This window comes from Cryobacterium glaciale (assembly GCF_004402535.1).
Taxonomy (GTDB): domain Bacteria; phylum Actinomycetota; class Actinomycetes; order Actinomycetales; family Microbacteriaceae; genus Cryobacterium; species Cryobacterium glaciale.
This window is the reverse complement of the sequence record NZ_SOEY01000034.1, coordinates 62,512-79,697: the sequence shown is the minus strand read 5'-3', so window position 1 is coordinate 79,697 and position 17,186 is coordinate 62,512. Positions and strand designations below refer to the sequence as shown.

At 66.3% G+C, this 17,186-nt stretch carries 18 protein-coding genes; 4 read left to right on the top strand and 14 right to left on the bottom strand.

The window, feature by feature from the left end:
• Positions 1-32: 32 nt before the first annotated feature.
• From E3O06_RS16670 to nirD, 9 genes are all read right to left on the bottom strand, one after another.
• Entirely contained in the window at positions 33-1,508 is a 1,476-nt protein-coding gene (locus E3O06_RS16670) for a glyceraldehyde-3-phosphate dehydrogenase (protein WP_255453639.1), read from the bottom strand.
• Between the two features lie 63 nt (positions 1,509-1,571).
• Positions 1,572-1,895 carry a DUF2469 family protein gene (locus E3O06_RS16665; RefSeq protein WP_022886464.1) on the bottom strand — a complete coding sequence of 108 codons (324 nt, stop codon included), beginning with the start codon at positions 1,893-1,895 and terminating at the stop codon, positions 1,572-1,574.
• 12 nt (positions 1,896-1,907) lie between these two features.
• The gene (locus E3O06_RS16660) at positions 1,908-2,552 is read right to left on the bottom strand and encodes a ribonuclease HII (RefSeq protein WP_134504554.1); all 645 of its coding nucleotides are present in this window, start codon (positions 2,550-2,552) and stop codon (positions 1,908-1,910) included.
• Positions 2,552-3,280 carry a signal peptidase I gene (lepB, locus tag E3O06_RS16655; RefSeq protein WP_134504722.1) on the bottom strand — a complete coding sequence of 243 codons (729 nt, stop codon included), beginning with the start codon at positions 3,278-3,280 and terminating at the stop codon, positions 2,552-2,554. The genes E3O06_RS16660 and lepB overlap by 1 nt, the downstream gene beginning before the upstream one ends.
• A gap of 148 nt (positions 3,281-3,428) precedes the next feature.
• The gene (gene rplS / locus E3O06_RS16650) at positions 3,429-3,770 is read right to left on the bottom strand and encodes a 50S ribosomal protein L19 (protein WP_092108884.1); all 342 of its coding nucleotides are present in this window, start codon (positions 3,768-3,770) and stop codon (positions 3,429-3,431) included.
• Positions 3,771-3,946: 176 nt separating this feature from the next.
• Complete coding sequence (locus E3O06_RS16645; RefSeq protein ID WP_134504552.1) at positions 3,947-4,498, bottom strand: MFS transporter; 552 nt, start codon at positions 4,496-4,498, stop codon at positions 3,947-3,949.
• A 29-nt stretch (positions 4,499-4,527) separates the two neighbouring features.
• Positions 4,528-5,328, bottom strand: a complete 801-nt coding sequence (trmD, locus tag E3O06_RS16640) for a tRNA (guanosine(37)-N1)-methyltransferase TrmD (RefSeq protein ID WP_134504550.1) — start codon at positions 5,326-5,328, stop codon at positions 4,528-4,530.
• A gap of 9 nt (positions 5,329-5,337) precedes the next feature.
• Positions 5,338-6,120: a sirohydrochlorin chelatase gene (locus E3O06_RS16635; RefSeq protein WP_134504548.1), complete on the bottom strand. Its 783-nt coding sequence runs from the start codon at positions 6,118-6,120 to the stop codon at positions 5,338-5,340.
• Positions 6,117-6,506, bottom strand: a complete 390-nt coding sequence (gene nirD, locus E3O06_RS16630) for a nitrite reductase small subunit NirD (protein ID WP_134504546.1) — start codon at positions 6,504-6,506, stop codon at positions 6,117-6,119. Before nirD ends, E3O06_RS16635 begins: the two co-directional genes overlap by 4 nt.
• A gap of 215 nt (positions 6,507-6,721) precedes the next feature.
• Here nirD and nirB point away from each other — a divergent pair, with 215 nt between their 5' ends.
• The 3 genes from nirB to E3O06_RS16615 all read left to right on the top strand — a co-directional run bounded on the left by nirB (position 6,722) and on the right by E3O06_RS16615 (position 11,509).
• Positions 6,722-9,433: a nitrite reductase large subunit NirB gene (gene nirB, locus E3O06_RS16625; RefSeq protein ID WP_134504544.1), complete on the top strand. Its 2,712-nt coding sequence runs from the start codon at positions 6,722-6,724 to the stop codon at positions 9,431-9,433.
• A gap of 4 nt (positions 9,434-9,437) precedes the next feature.
• Entirely contained in the window at positions 9,438-10,247 is an 810-nt protein-coding gene (gene cobA / locus E3O06_RS16620; protein WP_134504542.1) for a uroporphyrinogen-III C-methyltransferase, read from the top strand.
• 119 nt (positions 10,248-10,366) lie between these two features.
• A complete protein-coding gene (locus E3O06_RS16615; RefSeq protein ID WP_134504720.1) occupies positions 10,367-11,509 on the top strand; it encodes a uroporphyrinogen-III synthase in 1,143 nt (380 codons plus the stop codon).
• Positions 11,510-11,827: 318 nt separating this feature from the next.
• On the opposite strand, the gene rimM is transcribed toward E3O06_RS16615, so the two are convergent.
• The 3 genes from rimM to rpsP are packed head-to-tail and all read right to left on the bottom strand — an operon-like array spanning position 11,828 to position 13,183.
• On the bottom strand, positions 11,828-12,505 hold the full coding sequence (gene rimM, locus E3O06_RS16610) for a ribosome maturation factor RimM (RefSeq protein WP_241980350.1): 678 nt from the start codon (positions 12,503-12,505) through the stop codon (positions 11,828-11,830).
• Positions 12,506-12,538: 33 nt separating this feature from the next.
• Positions 12,539-12,775 carry an RNA-binding protein gene (locus E3O06_RS16605; protein ID WP_035879344.1) on the bottom strand — a complete coding sequence of 79 codons (237 nt, stop codon included), beginning with the start codon at positions 12,773-12,775 and terminating at the stop codon, positions 12,539-12,541.
• A 3-nt stretch (positions 12,776-12,778) separates the two neighbouring features.
• Positions 12,779-13,183, bottom strand: a complete 405-nt coding sequence (gene rpsP, locus E3O06_RS16600) for a 30S ribosomal protein S16 (protein WP_092341199.1) — start codon at positions 13,181-13,183, stop codon at positions 12,779-12,781.
• Between the two features lie 216 nt (positions 13,184-13,399).
• Here rpsP and E3O06_RS16595 point away from each other — a divergent pair, with 216 nt between their 5' ends.
• Positions 13,400-14,536, top strand: a complete 1,137-nt coding sequence (locus E3O06_RS16595) for a glutamate--cysteine ligase (protein WP_134504540.1) — start codon at positions 13,400-13,402, stop codon at positions 14,534-14,536.
• A gap of 42 nt (positions 14,537-14,578) precedes the next feature.
• On the opposite strand, the gene E3O06_RS16590 is transcribed toward E3O06_RS16595, so the two are convergent.
• Together E3O06_RS16590 and ffh are read right to left on the bottom strand one after the other, a co-directional pair.
• Positions 14,579-15,364, bottom strand: a complete 786-nt coding sequence (locus E3O06_RS16590) for an LLM class F420-dependent oxidoreductase (RefSeq protein ID WP_134504538.1) — start codon at positions 15,362-15,364, stop codon at positions 14,579-14,581.
• 228 nt (positions 15,365-15,592) lie between these two features.
• Entirely contained in the window at positions 15,593-17,182 is a 1,590-nt protein-coding gene (gene ffh, locus E3O06_RS16585; protein ID WP_134504536.1) for a signal recognition particle protein, read from the bottom strand.
• Between the last annotated feature and the right edge of the window lie 4 nt (positions 17,183-17,186).

Genomic DNA, 17,186 nt, shown 5'->3' with positions numbered 1-17,186 from the left:
GGCCCCGTACAGATCACACCGCGAAGAACGGGTCAGGCGACGGGCTCGAGGGCGTCGGCGACGACGATGGCCGGGAAGATGGGCGCGTGCGCCCCGGACATCTCTTCGAGCACCCGAATCACCTGGCAGCTGTAGCCGTATTCGTTGTCGTACCAGACATAGAGCACCGCCTTCTGGTCGGTGACGATGGTGGCCAGTCCGTCGACGATGCCGGCACGACGCGACCCGAGGAAGTCGCTCGAGACCACCTCGGGCGAGTCGATGAAGTCGATCTGGCGGTGCAGCGAGGAGTGCAGCGACATGGTGCGTAGGTAAGTGTTGAGCTCGTCCTTGTCGGTTGCGCTGGCGAGGTTCAGGTTGAGGATCGCCATCGACACGTCGGGGGTGGGCACGCGGATCGCGTTGCCGGTGAGCTTGCCGGCCAGTTCGGGCAGGGCTTTCGCGACGGCCTTCGCCGCACCGGTCTCGGTGATCACCATGTTGAGGGCGGCTGAGCGGCCGCGACGGTCACCCGAGTGGAAGTTGTCGATGAGGTTTTGGTCGTTCGTGAACGAGTGCACCGTTTCGACGTGGCCGTCGATGATGCCGTAACGGTCGTTGATGGCCTTGAGCACCGGGGTGATCGCGTTCGTGGTGCAGGACGCCGCGGTGATGATGCGGTCGCTCGCCAGGATGTCGGTGTGGTTGATGCCGTGCACGATGTTCTTCAGCGCGCCCTTACCCGGCGCGGTCAGCAGCACCCGGGCCACGCCGGGACACTTGAGGTGCTGCGACAGGCCCTTTTCGTCGCGCCACTTGCCGGTGTTGTCGACGACGATCGCGTCGTGGATGCCGTACTTCGTGTAATCGACGCTGGCCGGGTCGCCGGAGTAGATCACCTGGATGAGTGTGCCGTTGGCGAGGATGGTGTTGTTCTCCTCGTCGATGGTGATCGTGCCCTCGAACGGGCCGTGCACCGAATCGCGGCGCAGCAGGCTGGCCCGCTTCATGAGGTCGTTGGCCGAGCCGCGGCGCACGACGATCGCGCGCAGGCGCAGGCCCTGGCCGCCGCCGGCGTGTTCGATCAGGATGCGCGCGAGCAGGCGGCCGATACGACCGAAACCGTAGAGCACGACGTCGGTGCTGGTGCGGCCGTCGAGTCCGTGCTGGCCGACGACGTCGGCGAGTTCGGCGCGCAGGTATTCGTCGAGGGTGACCCGGTCGTTTTGCTCGCGAAAACCGAGGGCGAGGCGGGCGAGGTCGATCGACGCGGCACCCAGGTTCAGGCCGTCCACAGCCTGCAGGATTGGGAGGGTCTCGTCGAGGGGAAGCTCGACATCCGCTATGTGGCGCGCAAAGCGGTGCGCTTTCAGCAGGCCGACGACCGACTTGTTGACCAGGCCGCGCCCGTAAACGCTCGTCACGACGGAGTTGTCACGGTAGAGGCGCCCGATCAGGGGAATCATCGCCTCGGCGAGAGCCTCACGGTTGCTCCACGTTGCACGGGCACGATCAGCGTCCTGGATCACAGGGGTTGCCTTCCTAAACCTTCGTTGGCCTTGTCCGGCCACCCGAGGCCCCGGAGTCATTCCTTATTCGTCGAGCGCAAGTTCCTTGGGAAGTTCGAAGTCTTTCGACGCGAGTTCTTCCACGTTGACGTCCTTGAAAGTCAGTACGCGCACCGATTTCACGAATCGGTCGGAGCGGTAGACGTCCCAGACCCAGACATCCTTCATGGTCAGTTCGAAGTAGAAGTCGTGTTCCGTGTCGCGGCGCACCAATTCGACCTCGTTCGCGAGGTAGAAGCGTCGTTCGGTTTCGACGACGTACTGGAATTGACCAACCACGTCTCGATATTCCCGGTACAGGGCCAACTCGACCTCGCGGTCGTAGTCCTCGAATTCGTCTTCTTCCATGGTGATCTCATCTTACGCTGAGATTTTGAGCCATGATTTTCGGTGTAGAGGGCTTGGTCCGAGCAGGTCAATCGCACTCATGTGCGCCGCGCTGCCGTAGCCCTTGTTCGACGCCCAGCCGTAGCCGGGCGTTTCATCGTGCGCGGCGATCATGAGTCGATCCCGGTGCACCTTCGCAATAACGGATGCCGCCGCCACCGAACCGCAGTCCCGGTCGGCCTTGATGCGGGTCACGACGTTCAGCGGGGTGGCCAGCGCCTTGTTCAGCCAATCGTCATTGCCGTCGAGCAGCACGATGCTGCCGGCCACGTCGACGCCCTGCGCGTAGAGCGCGGCCAGCGCTCGCTTGCCGGCGAGGCCGAGGCAGGCGATGATGCCGAGCTCATCGACCTCGGCAGCCGAGGCGAGCCCGACGGCCGAGTAGGTCGCCCAGGCGACGGCAAGTGGTGCGAGCAGTTCCCGTCGCGGTTCGCTGAGCATCTTCGAGTCGCGAAGTCCCACCGGCATGGTCAGAACGGATGCGTTCACCGCGGCGAATCCCACGGCTACCGGCCCGGCGAGGGCGCCGCGACCCACCTCGTCACAGCCGATCACGAAACTGGCACCGGTGCGGAGCAGGTCGTGCTCCACGTCGAGGGTGGGGTCGCACACCGCCACTATTCGGTGCCCGTCTCGGCTTGTTCCACCTCGCGGAAGACGTCGGGATAGTCGTCGAGCCAAGCCCAACGCGCGAGTGGCCAGCTCACGACGAGCGCGCGACCGACGACGTTCTCGACCGGAACATAGCCTTTGCCGGCCGTCTCGCCGTTGTAGCGGGAATCTTTGGAGTTGTAGCGGTTGTCGCCCATCATCCAGAGCGAATCAGCCGGGATGGTGACATCGAAGTCGTCCTTGGAGACCTTGGTCTCACCGGCTGGCAGCAGCACGTAGGCGGATTCGTCGAGCGGAATGTCGTTGACGCTCATCTGACCGAGGGCGTTACAGCAGACGACGTGGTCGCCGGGCAGCCCGATGACCCGTTTAATGAGGTGGTCGTTGCTATCGGGCGCGGATAAGCCCACGACCGATAGCAGCCAGTCGGCCCCGGCGACGATCGGATTTTGCACGATCTCGGCCTGCGGCAGCAGCCATCCGCCTGGGTCTTTGAACACGATGACGTCGCCGCGGGTGATCGGGATCAGCTCGGGTTCCAGTTGGTTCACGATGATGCGGTCGTTGATCTGCAGGGTGTTCTCCATCGACCCGGAGGGGATGTAGAAGGAGCGGATCAGGAACGTCTTGATCAGAAACGAGATGAGCAGTGCGACCACGAAAATGATGAGAAGGTCGCGGATGAACAGCAGCACGCTGCGCTTTCGGCTGGGCGCCTGCTTGCTTCGGGCCATCTTGCGGGGAAACCTCTTCGACTCTGATACCCGACGATCGGACCTGGAGGCGAGCACTTCATCTGTCATTTAACCGCCTGAGCTCCCCATCAGTTTAGGTGATGGGGAGCTCAGGGAAGAATCCGGTTACAGCGGTTTAGCGCGAAAGTTAGCGCTTTTCCTTGATCTTGGCCTTCTTGCCACGCAGGTCGCGCAGGTAGTACAGCTTCGCGCGACGAACATCGCCGCGGGTCACGATCTCGATGTGGTCGATGACCGGAGAGTGCACCGGGAAGGTACGCTCGACGCCGATCTGAAAGCTGACCTTGCGAACGCAGAACGTTTCGCGCACGCCTTCGCCGGAGCGGCCGATGACGACTCCCTGGAAAACCTGGATACGAGAGCGGGTTCCCTCAATGATGTTGACGTGAACCTTGACGGTGTCGCCGGCACGGAAGTCAGGAAGATCCTTCTTCAGCGATGGGGCGTCTACCGCGTCGAGAATATGCATGTTGTTTCGCTCTCTGTACCCGCCACAGGTCGACTACGCTAGGGGCTTCATTCGAAGCAATCAGTATGAGGATGTGCGCCGCGCAGTGCAGGTTCCCCTGTGGCAGAGTCCTGCAGCGGCACAATCGCCCATTCTGCCATGAACTCGCGCCCGCTGCAAAGTCGGGGCGGTCGCGGTCAGGCCCGGTCGCGTTTTTCTTCGATGACGATGACCTCTGGCGTGCCCGTTCGGCCGAAAGTCGCTGCTGGCCTGGTTTGATTGGGTCGTGACGTGTCGGGCAGCGGATGCCCCGGCCCGGCCGGTCCGGGCATCGTCTGCCCGCGCGCCGTCTGTTCCACCAGGTCGACCATGGCGCGCATTCGACGCTTGGCGGAGTCGAACAGTTCCCAGACGGCGAACCAGAATACGGCGAGTCCGCCGAGGATGACGAGCACGCTGAGCCAGCCCGCGGCATCCGTTGAAAAGGGAATGGCGATGATCAGGGCGTGCCAGAGGGCGAGCACGCCGACGTCGGCGTAGGAGACGGCCCGGGTTTCGCGTACTTCTTTGCGCGCGAAGATGACGAGGGCGACGAGCAGCATGCCGAGGCCGATGAGCACGGCTCCGAAGAAGATGCCCAGAACCGCCCAGGCGCCCGATCCGAAGATCGAGGACCCGACGAGGAGCCAGAGCGGCAGGGCTCCGGCGGCAATGAATTGCCAGTGGTAGAAGGCGCGGCGGATGATCACGGCGTTTAGTTTATCGACGGGGACTGACACTAACCTTGGCGTTCGCTGGTGGCTGAAGGTGCCAGCAGGTCGGGCCGCACGCGTTCGGTGCGTTCGATCTGCTGCTCGTGGCGCCAGGTGCTGATGGCGCCGTGGTTGCCGCTGCGCAGCACCGGCGGCACAGCGAGGCCACGCCAGCTGGCCGGCTTGGTGTAGCTGGGATATTCGAGCAGGCCGTCTTCGTGGGATTCCTCGACGAGGCTCGCCGGATTGCCGACGACTCCGGGAATGAGCCGGCCGATCGCTTCGATCATGGCCATGACGGCGACCTCTCCCCCGTTGAGCACGTAGTCGCCGAGGCTGACCAGCCGCACCCGACCGCGCTGCGAGTAGTGGTCGACGACGCGCTGGTCGATGCCCTCGTAACGGCCGCAACCGAAGACGAGGTGCTGTTCGAGCGACAGTTCGCGGGCCATGGCCTGGGTGAACTGGTCTCCGGCCGGTGAGGGAAAGATGAGGATGGGGCCGTCGTCGGCCGCGTTGACGGCGATCGGCGTTTCGGTCGCAGCCGGGGCCGTTGCAGTCGGGGCAGCGGCCGGGTCGGTCGGGGCAGCGGCCGGGTCAGCACCGAGGATGGCGTCGAGGGCGTCGCCCCACGGTTCGGGCTTCATGACCATGCCGGCGCCGCCGCCGTAGGGGGTGTCGTCGACCGTGTGGTGCCGGTCGTGGGTGTGGTCGCGCAGGTTGTGCACGCCGAGCTCGAGCAGCCCGCTCTGACGGGCCTTGCCGAGCAGCGACAGATCGAGCACATCGAAGAATTCGGGAAAAATGGTGACGATATCGATGCGCATGGTCAAATTCTAGAAGAGTTGCGCGTGCTCTTTCGCCTCGAGGTAGCGGTCGATGATCAGATCGACCAGCGGGGCGGGGGCTGTTTCTCCCGGCAGCAGCAGCGGGGCGGTGACCTGGTCGGCGCCCGCACCCTGGGCTCGGGTGAGGTCGAAGAAGAATCCCGGCGCCATCAGATAGGTGCTCACGGTGACGCTGGCACCGCGCAATCGGGCCGCGGTGACTGCGCAGGCCACGCGTGGTGTCGCGGCGGAGAGAAAACCGACCGTGACGCGCACCCCGAGCCGCTGCTGCAGCATCGCGCCGACCCGGCGGCAGTCCTCGACCGCGCGCACGTCGCTCGAACCGGCCGCGGCGAGCACGATTTCCCGGCCCGGTGCCAGGCTGTCGAGTCCGGCAGCGCGCAAGCGATATTCGAGCACGTCGATGAGTCGGTCGTCGGGGCCGAGCGCCCGCGACAGGGCCGTGACACGGTCGTGCGCGCTGGTCTCCCGTTGCAGGTCGACGTGCACGTGATACCCGGCCGAGAGCAGCAACGGCACGACGACCGCGGCAGAGTCGGGGCGCACAGCTCCGAGGCTCGCTGCGACATCCGGTTGCTGAACGTCGACGAAACCGCCGGTGACGGCCAGATCTGGCCGGGCGAGGGCGACGCCGTCGACGAGGGCCTTGATGGCGGCCTGGCCGTCGGCCGAGTTGGTGCCGTGCGATATGGCGACGAGCGCGGCGGGTACGGCTGTCGTCCGACCGGCACGCGGTCGTTCAGTTCTGCGCCGTTCGCCGAGCAGGGTCATGCCGCCTCTGATAGTCCAGACTCGACCGCGACCTCGATGTAGCCGCCGACGACGCGGGTTTCGTAGGTGTTCAGCACGAGCGTCGGGTTGGTGAAGCATTCCCCGGTGCCGAGGTCGTAGACCTCTTTGTGCAGCGGTGAGGCGATGGTGGGGCGGTCGCCCTTGGAGCCGACGATGCCGCGGGCCATGACGTGGGCCTCGGTGTGCGGGTCGCGGTGGTCGACGGCGTAGATCTCGGTCGGTGAGAGCAGGAACAGGGCGATCTGCTTCATGCGGATGAGGGCAGCTTCGCCCCAGCTGGGTTCCAGGTCGGTCACGGCGCAGGCGCGCTCCCAGACCAGGGTCACTGCGTTGCTCGGGCGGGTGTCGGCCAGTGTCATCGTCATCGTGCGCTCCCAGGGGGTGTGTGGTGTTGCGTTGGTCCCACGGTAGGCGCGCCATATTTCGGCCAGTCGCCCGCCATGTTTCCCCTTGGTGAAACCCGCCTCACAGTGGGGGCGCTCCACTGTGGGGCTTTCGACCAGTACGGGACACACGAGCGACACGAGGGGGAAACTGCCCCGAACTACGCTCACAATTGCCCCGCTTTGAAAGGATGCTGATGCCAGCTTCTCGTGAAACCGCTTCCGCGTATTCTGCCCCAGACACCGCAGCATCCGCTGTGGAGGCGACACACGCCGTCACATCGGTGAGCCCGGCGGATGCCGCCACACCGGCTCCGCTCACACCGCGCCGCGTCATCGTGATCGGCGGCGGCCCGGCCGCGCACCGCCTCACCGACGCCCTGCACTCCCGGGACACCGAACACTCCCTCTCGATCGTCGTGCTGGCCGAGGAGAACCACCGGCCCTACGACCGGGTCGCGCTGAGCCAGCGCCTCGCCGGACTGATCGACCTCACCCTGGAGCCCACGGCACCGTGGGACAGTGAGCGCATCGCTCTGCGCATCAACGAGCGCGCCACGAGCATCGATCCGGTCGCCCAGACCGTCACCACATCGACCGGGGCTGTGCTCGAGTATGACGACCTCGTGCTCGCCACCGGCTCGAGCGCCCCGGTGCCGGAGCTGCCGAATCGTGAACACATCCGGGTGTACCGCACCGTCGACGACGTCGATGCCCTCGTCGACGAGCTCGCCTCCCTCACCGTCTCCCTGGGCCGCACCCCGCGGGTGGTCGTGGCCGGCGGCGGCCTGCTCGGCCTCGAAGCGGCCGGCGGGCTGCACAAGCTCGGCGCCGACTCGGCCATCGTGCATTCCGGCGGCTGGCTGATGTCGGCGCAGCTCGACGAGGGTGGCGGACAGGCCCTCGGCCGGCTGATCGTCGCCCAGGGCATCGAGCTGCACCTCGGCACCCGCGCCCGCACCATTCTCTGCGACGATAGCGACGCGGTGACCGGCCTGCAGCTCGGCAACGGCCGGGAGATCGCTGCCGATATGGTCGTCTACGCCATCGGCATCTCACCGCGGGACGAGCTGGCCCGCGACGCCGGCCTGATCGTGGGCACCCGCGGCGGCGTCACAATCGGCAACGACTGCCGCACGAGCGACCCAAAAATCTGGGCCATCGGCGAGGTCGCCAGCTGGAGTGACCGCTGCGTCGGCCTCGTCGCTCCGGCCAACGCCATGGCCGAGGTCGTCGCGGACCGGCTGCTCGGCGGCACCGCCGAGTTCACGACCGTCGACGACGCCACCAAGCTCAAGCTCTCGGGAGTCGACGTCGCGAGCTTCGGCGACGCCCTCGCGACCACTCCGGGATCGCTCGAAATCGTCTACGCCGACCCGGCCCGCGGGCTGTACCAGAAGCTCGTCATGACCGACGATGCCAAGACCCTGCTCGGCGGCATCTTCGTTGGCGATGCCACCCCCTACTCGGCCCTGCGCCCCCTGGTCGGCCGCGAACTCAGCAGCGAACCCGCCGCGTACCTCTCGGCGGCGGGCGCCGAAGCTCCGGCCGGCGACGAGTTGCCCGACGACGCCCTGGTCTGCTCCTGCAACATGGTCTCGGTCGGTGCGGTGCGGCAGGCGGTTCGCGGCGATGAACCCGGAACTGAAAATGCTCGTGATGCCTGCACCGAACTCGGTGCGCTCAAGGTCTGCACGCGCGCCGGTACCCAGTGCGGGTCGTGCGTGCCGCTGGTCAAGAAGATCCTCGAGGCCGAGCTGACGGCATCCGGTCAAACGGTGTCGCGCGCTCTGTGCGAACATTTCGAACTGAGTCGGCAGGAGCTGTTCGAGTCGGTGCGGGTGCTCGGGCTCACGTCGAGCGACGAGATCTTCTCGCGCTTCGGCACCGGCCGTGGCTGCGATGTCTGCAAGCCGGCCGTCGGCTCCATTCTGGCCAGCCAGAACACCTCCTATATTCTGGATGCCGGTCGCGGCACCCTGCAGGACACCAACGACCGCGCCATGGCCAACATGCAGAAGGACGGCACCTACTCGGTCGTTCCGCGCGTTCCCGGCGGCGAGATCACGCCGACCAAACTCGCCGTGATCGCGCAGGTCGCTCTCGATTTCGACCTCTATACCAAGATCACCGGCGGCCAGCGGATCGACCTGTTCGGCGCCCGGCTGGAACAACTGCCCGACATCTGGCGCATCCTCGTGGACGCCGGGTTCGAGTCGGGACAGGCCTACGGTAAGGCGCTGCGCAACGTGAAGTCCTGTGTCGGGTCCACCTGGTGCCGCTTCGGCGTGCAGGATGCCGTCGGCCTCGCCATTCGGCTCGAGCTGCGCTATCGCGGACTGCGCGCACCGCACAAGTTCAAGTTCGGAGTCTCCGGCTGCGCCCGGGAGTGCGCTGAAGCCCGGGCCAAGGACGTGGGCATCATCGCGAGCGACAACGGCTGGAACATGTACGTCGGCGGAAACGGCGGTTTCCAGCCGGCCCACGGGCAGTTGCTCGCCACCGACCTCGACGAAGAAACCCTGATCAAGTACATCGACCGCTACATGATGTACTACATCCGCACGGCCGATCGGATGCAGCGCACCGCCCGCTGGATGGAAGACCTCGAGGGCGGCCTCGAGCACGTGCGCGACGTGGTCATCAATGACTCGCTCGGCCTTGCCGACGAGCTCGAACAGGCCATGCTCGCCCACGTCGACAACTACGAAGACGAGTGGGCCGCGACGCTCGCCGACCCGGAACGCCTGCGCCGGTTCCGCTCCTTCGTCAACGCGCCGACCGAACCTGACCCGAGCATCGCGCTCGTTACGGAGCGTGACCAAATCCGGCCGGCAACTCCGGCCGAACGGGCCTCGTCGAGTACTGTTCTACTAAGTGGAAGCCGCATTCCCGTTCGAAAAGAGTGAGCAGATGACAGCCCAGAGTTCCCGTACGGCTGGGTCAGTCAGCACCGGGTCGGTCACCCTGGTCGGCGGCGGCCCCGGTACCGCCGAGCTTCTGACCATCGCCGCCGTCACCGCGTTGCAGCAAGCGGATGTCGTGCTGTTCGACCGCCTCGCGCCGAACGACGACCTCGCCTCCCTCGCACCCAAGGCCACCCTCATCGACGTCGGCAAGCGCGCCGGCAGCCACCCGGTCTCCCAGACCGGAATCGAAGACCTCATGGTCGAGCATGCCCTGTCCGGCCAGCGCGTGGTGCGGTTGAAGGGCGGCGACCCCTATGTGTTCGGTCGCGGCAGCGAAGAAGTGCTCGCCTGCCACCGCAACGGTATTGCCGTCACCGTGATCTCGGGCGTCACGAGCGCGATCGCGGTGCCGGCGGCGGCCGGGATTCCGCTGACCCACCGCGGCATCAGCCACGCCTTCACCGTGATCAGCGGCCACGCGCCGCTCACCGACAACGAACTCGAGGGTCTCACCCTGCTCGGCAGCACCATCGTCGTGTTGATGGGCGTCGGCACCCTGCCGACCTTCAGCCAGGGCCTGCTGCGCCACGGCATGCCTGCCGCCATGCCGGTGGCCATCATCGAGCGCGGGTTCAGCGCCACCCAGCGTACGACCGTGAGCACACTGTCGACGGTGCTGGCCGATGCCGCAGCGGCGGGCGTGCGCAGTCCCGCCGTTCTGGTCGTCGGCGAGGTCGTTCGCCTCGCTTTCAGCGGCGATTCTGCTGCCGAAGACCTCGTGGCCCGCGCGGCCGAGTTCGCGGTGAGCGACTGATGGCGGGGACGAACGACGAGGCGGGCGGTGTCTTGGGAGCGAGCGGTGTCTCGGGAGGCGCTGAGGCATCCGCTGTGACTCGTGCGACCGCACCGGATTTGAACGCGCACCACGTGCGCATGCCGGGAGCCGCCGAGCCGATCGAGGTCGCGGCCCCCTTTCTGCAGCCGAACCAGCTCGAGGGTTTTCGCATCGGGGTCACGAGCGATCGCCGCTCGAGCGACCTGATCGACGCGTTCGAGCGGCGCGGTGCTCGGGTCGTGCACGCGCCGACCCTGCGCATCGCGCACTCGCAGCAGGACGGCCCGCTGCTCGAGGACACCCGCCTGATGATCGCGGCACGGCCCGATATCCTGCTCGCGACGACCGGCTACGGCGTGCGGCGCTGGTTCGAGGTGGCCGAGGCCGATGGCATCGGATCCGAGCTGACCGATGTCCTGGCCGAGACGACCATTCTGGTGCGGGGGCCGAAAGCGCGCGGCGGCATTCGTGCGACCGGGCTGAACGACTCCGGCATGAGCGATTCGGAGACGACCGCGTCGCTCGTCGACAAGGTTCTGGCCGAGTATCCGCCGGGGCTCGTGATCGGTATCCAGGTGCATGGGGCCACCGACGAGGTGCAGCTGGACCGGTTGCGTGCCGTGCATGAGCGCGTGCTCGTGGTCGCGCCGTACCGCTGGATCGCCATGGACGACACCGATGAGCGCGTCTACAAGCTGGTCGAGGCCATCTGTTCGCGCCAGCTGGACTGCGTCACGTTCACGAGCGCGCCGGCCGTGCACGCCCTGTTCACCGCGGCCGAGGGCATGGAGGTCTACCCCGAGCTGATTGCGGCCCTGCGATCCGAGGTGTGCGCCGCCGCCGTCGGCCCGGTGACCAGCGCGCCGCTCATCGCGGCCGGGATCGCTCCGATCCAGCCGACCCGGTTTCGCATGGGCGCGCTGATTCGGCTGGTCTGCGAACACCTGGAACAGAACATGATCGAGCGGGTTGACACCCAGAACGGGCTGGTGCAGCTGCGCGGTTCGATCGTGCAGGTCGGCGAGGAGCACGTGCAGCTGCCGCCGACGGCCCTCGCGATCATGCGGGCGCTCGTGCGTGCTCGCGGCGCGGTCGTCTCCCGCGAGGATCTCACGCTCGCGCTGGCCGGTGACTCGGATGATCACGCCATGGAGGTCTCGCTCAGCCGACTGCGTCAGACGCTCGGCGTGCCCGGGCTCGTCGCGACCGTGGTCAAGCGCGGCTACCGGCTCAACGTGTAGCCGGCACTGCGCCACTCGTGGCCGGCGCCTCACCTTGCGCGGGAGCTGCGCCGGCGCGCGGGGGTTCCGCCAGTGCGCGGGACTTGAAGCAGCGGGCAGCCCACTCAAGGGGTCGCGCTACGCGGGAGCTACGCCAGAACGCGGGACTTACAGTATCCCAGGCGTGCCAGCCAAGCTCGCTACGCGGGGGCTGCGCCAGTGCGCGGGACTTAGGGTATGACCAGAAGTCCCGCGTATCGCGCTACGCGGGAGCTAAGCCAGTGCGCGGCAGTTTTACCTCCCGCGTAGCGGCGCAAGTCCCGCGTGACGGAAATCAGGCTAGGACGCGGTGGGAGCGGATGCCGCAGCATCCGTTTCAGAATCGGTCACAGCATCCGCTTCGGCGTCGGCGTCGGCATCGGCTTCAGCAGCGTGAGAGTCGGCCGATTCGGCGTCGGCGGGGTCCTCGGGCAGCTCTTCCAGCAGCCCGGGCGGCGGCGTGATCGTGACCAGGCCGTTCTTCACGTCGACGCTCGGAACGATGGCCTTCACGAACGGGATCATGACATCGCCGGTGGGCGTCTTCACGATCAACAGGTCTTGTGCGGGCATATGCTCGAGGCGACCGATGGTGCCGATGCGCACACCGTCGCGCATGACGGCGAGGCCGACCAGCTGGTGGTCGTACCAGGCGTCTTCTTCGTCCGACTGCTCGGCGACGTCCGCGTCGATCCAGAGGATCGCCTTCGCGAGCGTTTCAGCCGTGGAGCGGTCGGGGACATCCTTGAAAAATCCGACCGCGTGCTGGTTGTACCAGCGCAGCTCGACGAGTTCGATCGTCTTGCCGTGCCAGGCCGAACCGGTCGGAACCTGCAGGGTGAACACGGCACCCGGGACGAAACGTCGTCCCGGGTCATCCGTGAACAGTTCGAGCTTGATTGCTCCCTTGAGGCCGTGAGCCTTGGTCAGGCGCCCCACCCGTAACTGCTGGGTGCGGTCCTTCTCGCTATCGTCCACTGTCGCGTCGTTCACTGGCTGTAGTTCATTGAACTAGAAATCGGTGTCGACGACGTCGACGCGAACGCGTCGACCATCGGCCAGAGCCGCAACGAGGGTACGCAGGGCCTTGGCGGTGCGACCCGCACGACCAATGACCCGGCCGAGGTCCTCGGGGTTCACACGAACCTCGAGCACCTCGCCTCGCGGCGAATTCTTTTCTGCAACGTGCACATCGTCCGGGTGATCAACGATCCCCTTGACGAGGTGTTCGAGCGCGGGAGCAAGCAACAGTTACGCCTCTTCGGTTGCTTCGGCAGCAACCTCGGGGGCCTTGGCGACCGGCTTCTCGGCCTTGGGCTTGAGAACCGGCTTCTTCTTCTCGTCGGCGACGAAAGCAGCCTTCGGTTCCTTCACCTTGACGGTGCTCTTGGCGTTCTTGTCGCCCTTGAAGATGCCCCAGTCGCCCGTGAGCTTGAGGAGTGCAGCAACCTGCTCGGTCGGCTGGGCGCCGACGCTGAGCCAGTACTGCGCACGCTCGGACTTGACCTCGATGACCGAGGGCTCCTCCGTGGGGTGGTAGATGCCGATTTCTTCGATGACACGACCGTCGCGCTTGGTGCGCGCGTCGGCAACGACGATGCGGTAGTACGGTGCACGGATCTTGCCCATGCGCTTCAGACGGATTTTGACAGCCACAATTCTCCAGTGTTGATTCGGTGTTTGGCGAACCTTGGGCCGTGAGCGTGGGGGCACACTCGGCATAAGCTCTATAGGATCACGTTGCACCGAGATAGAGGGTCGGGCACAACGGATCGCGACTAATCATTGTGTCAGAGATTACGCACACGGTGTTAATCGAAACCCGACAATCGGCCGTCTACGGCTTTCACCGGCCCACCCAAGGAGTACCCCGTGTCACTGGAATTCGCCCGATCCGCCCGCTCCACCGTGGGCATCGAGTGGGAAGTCGCCCTCGTCGACCGCGCCACCGGCGACCTGGTCAATATCGCCGACGAGGTGCTCGACGTCCTGCGCGGCCCCGACGGCTCTCCGCACCCCACCATTACCGGCGAGCTGCTGCTCAACACGGTCGAACTCGTCTCCGGGGTGCATGACACCGTCGGCCACGCCGTAGCGGATGTCGCGGGCCAGCTCGGTGAGGTACGTCGCGCCCTTGCGGAACGCGAGGTGGACGTGATCTGCAGCGGGTCGCATCCGTTCGCGCAGTGGTTCGACCAGACCGTCACCGACAAGGCCCGCTACCACAAGCTGATCGACCGCACCCAGTGGTGGGGACGCAACATGATGATCTGGGGCATCCACGTGCACGTCGGCATCGAGGACAAGGCCAAGGTCATTCCGATCATGAACGGCCTGCTCACCTATGTGCCGCACCTGCAGGCGCTCAGCGCATCGAGCCCGTTCTGGGCCGGCGTCGACACCGGGTATGCAAGCAACCGCTCACTCATGTTCCAGCAGCTGCCGACCGCCGGCCTGCCGTGGGACCTGTCCGACTGGGAGGCGTGGGAGCGCTACGTCGACGACATGGCGGTGACCGGCATCATCGAGGACGTTACCGAGGTGCGCTGGGACATTCGCCCGTCACCGCGCTGGGGCACGATTGAGATTCGGGTCTGCGACGGCGTCTCGACCACCGTGGAGCTCGGCGCGATCGCCGCGTTCATCCAGTGCCTGGTCGAGTGGATGTCTACCCGCCTCGACGCGGGCAAACCTGTGCCGCGCATGCAGCCGTGGTTCGTGCGCGAGAACAAGTGGCGGGCAGCCCGCTACGGTCTCGAGGCCGAGATCATTCTCGATGCTTTCGGCGCCGAATGCCTCGTTACGGATGACGTGCGTCGCCTCATCGAGACCCTCGCCCCCGTAGCCGTTCGGCTCGGCTGCCTGCCGGAGCTGCTCGGACTGCACCGCATCATCAACGACGGCGGCAGCTACCAGCGGCAGCTGGCCGTCGCCGCTGCTTCGGGCGGCAGCCTGCCGGCGGTGGTCGCGGCGCTCAGTCACGAGTTGGCGCAGGGGCTCGGGAAATAGGCGGGCTGGTCGCGCGGGGGCGCAGCATCCGCTTTCGTCGGGTCAGGTGTTCTTGCTGTCACGCCAGGCGAGCCAGTCGATGGCTTTGCCCAGGTCGTAGTCGGGGCCGGTGATTCCGACGGTGAACAGGCGGGTACCGAGGTCGTAGAGGGCGTCGGCGTCGTGCACGGTGCGACCGCGCAGCTCGGTGGAGATCTCGATCTCTTTCACGTCGCGGCCGACCTCGTCGCACCAGGCGCCGAGCACGCCGAGCTTGTGTTCGAGCACCTGAGGGTTGGAGAACGAGTGCCAGATGTCGGCATGCTGGGCGACGATGCGCAGGGTCTTCTTTTCACCGCCACCGCCGATGAGTACGGGGATGTCGCGGGTGGGTGGCGGGTTGATAGTGGCCCAGCGGGCTTCGATGCGGTTCAGGCTGTCGTCGAGGGCGTTCAGCCGGGTGCCGGGGGTGCCGAACTCGTAGCCGTACTCGCGGTAGTCGCGTTCGAACCAGCCGGCGCCGGTGCCGAAGATGAAGCGTCCGCCGCTGATGTGGTCGATCGTGCGGGCCATGTCGGCCTGCAGGTCGGCGTTGCGGTAGCTGTTGCAGTTGACCAGGGCGCCGAATTCGATCGTCGTGGTCTGCTCGGCCCAGGCGGCGAGAATGGTCCAGGATTCGAAGTGCAGGCCGTCGGGCTCACCGGTGAGCGGAAAGAAGTGGTCCCAGTTGAAGGCCACGTCGAAGCCTCGCGTCTCGACCTCGGTGAGCGTGTCGCGAATCTTCGAGTACTCGGCGTGCTGCGGCGCGATCTGCACGCCGATGCGTACGTTCTGGTTTGTCGGGGTCATGCTTTCAGCCTAGGTGAGGGGCGCTGGCAGCCCTGAGCACCACCCGCGGGCCACCGCCCGCGCATAACTCCTGCAATTTCTTAAGCGAACGCCGCGGATCCCAGTGTTTTACAGGGATCGGTCTTCTGGCGGTCACGATTTGCAGGAGTTATGCGCGGGGCACGTGCCACGTTCGTGGACGGGGCCCGGGCCCCGTCCGGAAATATGCGCGGGTAGGGGGCGGAAGGGCTACCGGCCGAGCATTTTCTGTAGGGCGGCCATTTCCTCTTCGGTGGGGCCGCCGGCTTTGCCCTTGCCGGGCTGGGCGCCGGAGCCGAGGCCGAAACCCGAGCCAGCGGCATCCGCTGACGCAGTCTCGCCGACGGGCTTGACGCCCGAGGCGATCGCGGCATTCTCGGCCGCACGCTTCGCCGGGTTGCCCAACTTGGACCCCTTCTTCTTGGCGACCTGCTTGGGCTTGCCGCCGTAGCCGGCGCCGGGGATCGGGCCCATGCCTGGGATGTTGGGCATGCCGCCCTTGGCGACGGTCTTCATCATCTTGGCGGCCTGCTCGAAGCGCTGCACGAGCTGGTTGACCTCGGTGACGCTCGAGCCCGATCCGCGCGCGATGCGCAGGCGGCGGGATCCGTTGAGCAGCTTCGGGGTGGTGCGTTCGAGCTTGGTCATCGACTGGATGATGGCCTCCGTACGCACGATCTCGCGCTCGTCGAAGTTCTCGAGCTGCTGCTTCATGGCGCCGGCGCCGGGCAGCATGCTCATCATCTTCTTGATCGAGCCCATGTTGCGCAGCTGCTGCATCTGGCCGAGGAAGTCGTCGAGGGTGAAGGTGTCGGTCGCGAATTTCTCGGCGACCTTGCGGGCTTCGTCCTCGTCGAACGCGCCCTGCGCCTGCTCGATCAGGGTGAGGATGTCACCGAGGTCGAGGATGCGGCCGGCCATGCGGTCGGGGTGGAACGGTTCGAAGTCGTCGAGGCCTTCGCCGGTGGAGGCGAACATGATCGGGCGTCCGGTGAGCGAGGCGACCGAGAGCGCCGCGCCACCGCGGGCGTCGCCGTCGAGCTTGGTGAGCACGACGCCGGTGAAGTCGACGCCATCCTGAAAGGCCTTGGCCGTGGCGACGGCGTCCTGGCCGATCATGGCGTCGATGACGAAGAGCACCTCGTCGGGATCGATCGCCTTGCGGATATTTGCGGCCTGCTTCATGAGCTCGGCGTCGACGCCGAGGCGTCCCGCTGTGTCTACGATGACCACGTCGTGCACCTTCTGCAGGGCGTACTTCACGCCGTCGCGGGCCACCTTGACCGGGTCACCGACGCCGTTGCCGGGCTCGGGCGCGTACACGGCGACGCCGGCCTGCTTCGCGACGACTTCCAGCTGCGTGACGGCGTTGGGGCGTTGCAGGTCGGCGGCGACGAGCAGCGGGGTGTGGCCGTCTTTGGCGAGCCACTTGGCGAGCTTGCCGGCGAGGGTGGTCTTACCGGCACCCTGCAGGCCCGCGAGCATGATGATGGTCGGCGGCTTCTTGGCGAATTCGAGCCGACGCTGCTGGCCACCGAGAATCGTGATGAGCTCGTCGTTGACGATCTGCACGACCTGCTGGGCCGGGTTCAGAGCCTTGCTGACCTCGTCGCCGAGGGCGCGCTCGCGAACCTTGCCGGTGAAGTCCTTGACGACCTCGAGGGCCACGTCGGCGTCGAGCAGGGCGCGACGGATCTCGCGGACGGTGCCGTCGACATCCGCTGCACTGAGTTTGCCCTTGGTGCGGAGGTTTTTGAACGTCTCGGCAAGACGATCTGAGAGGTTTCCAAAAGTAGCCATGATG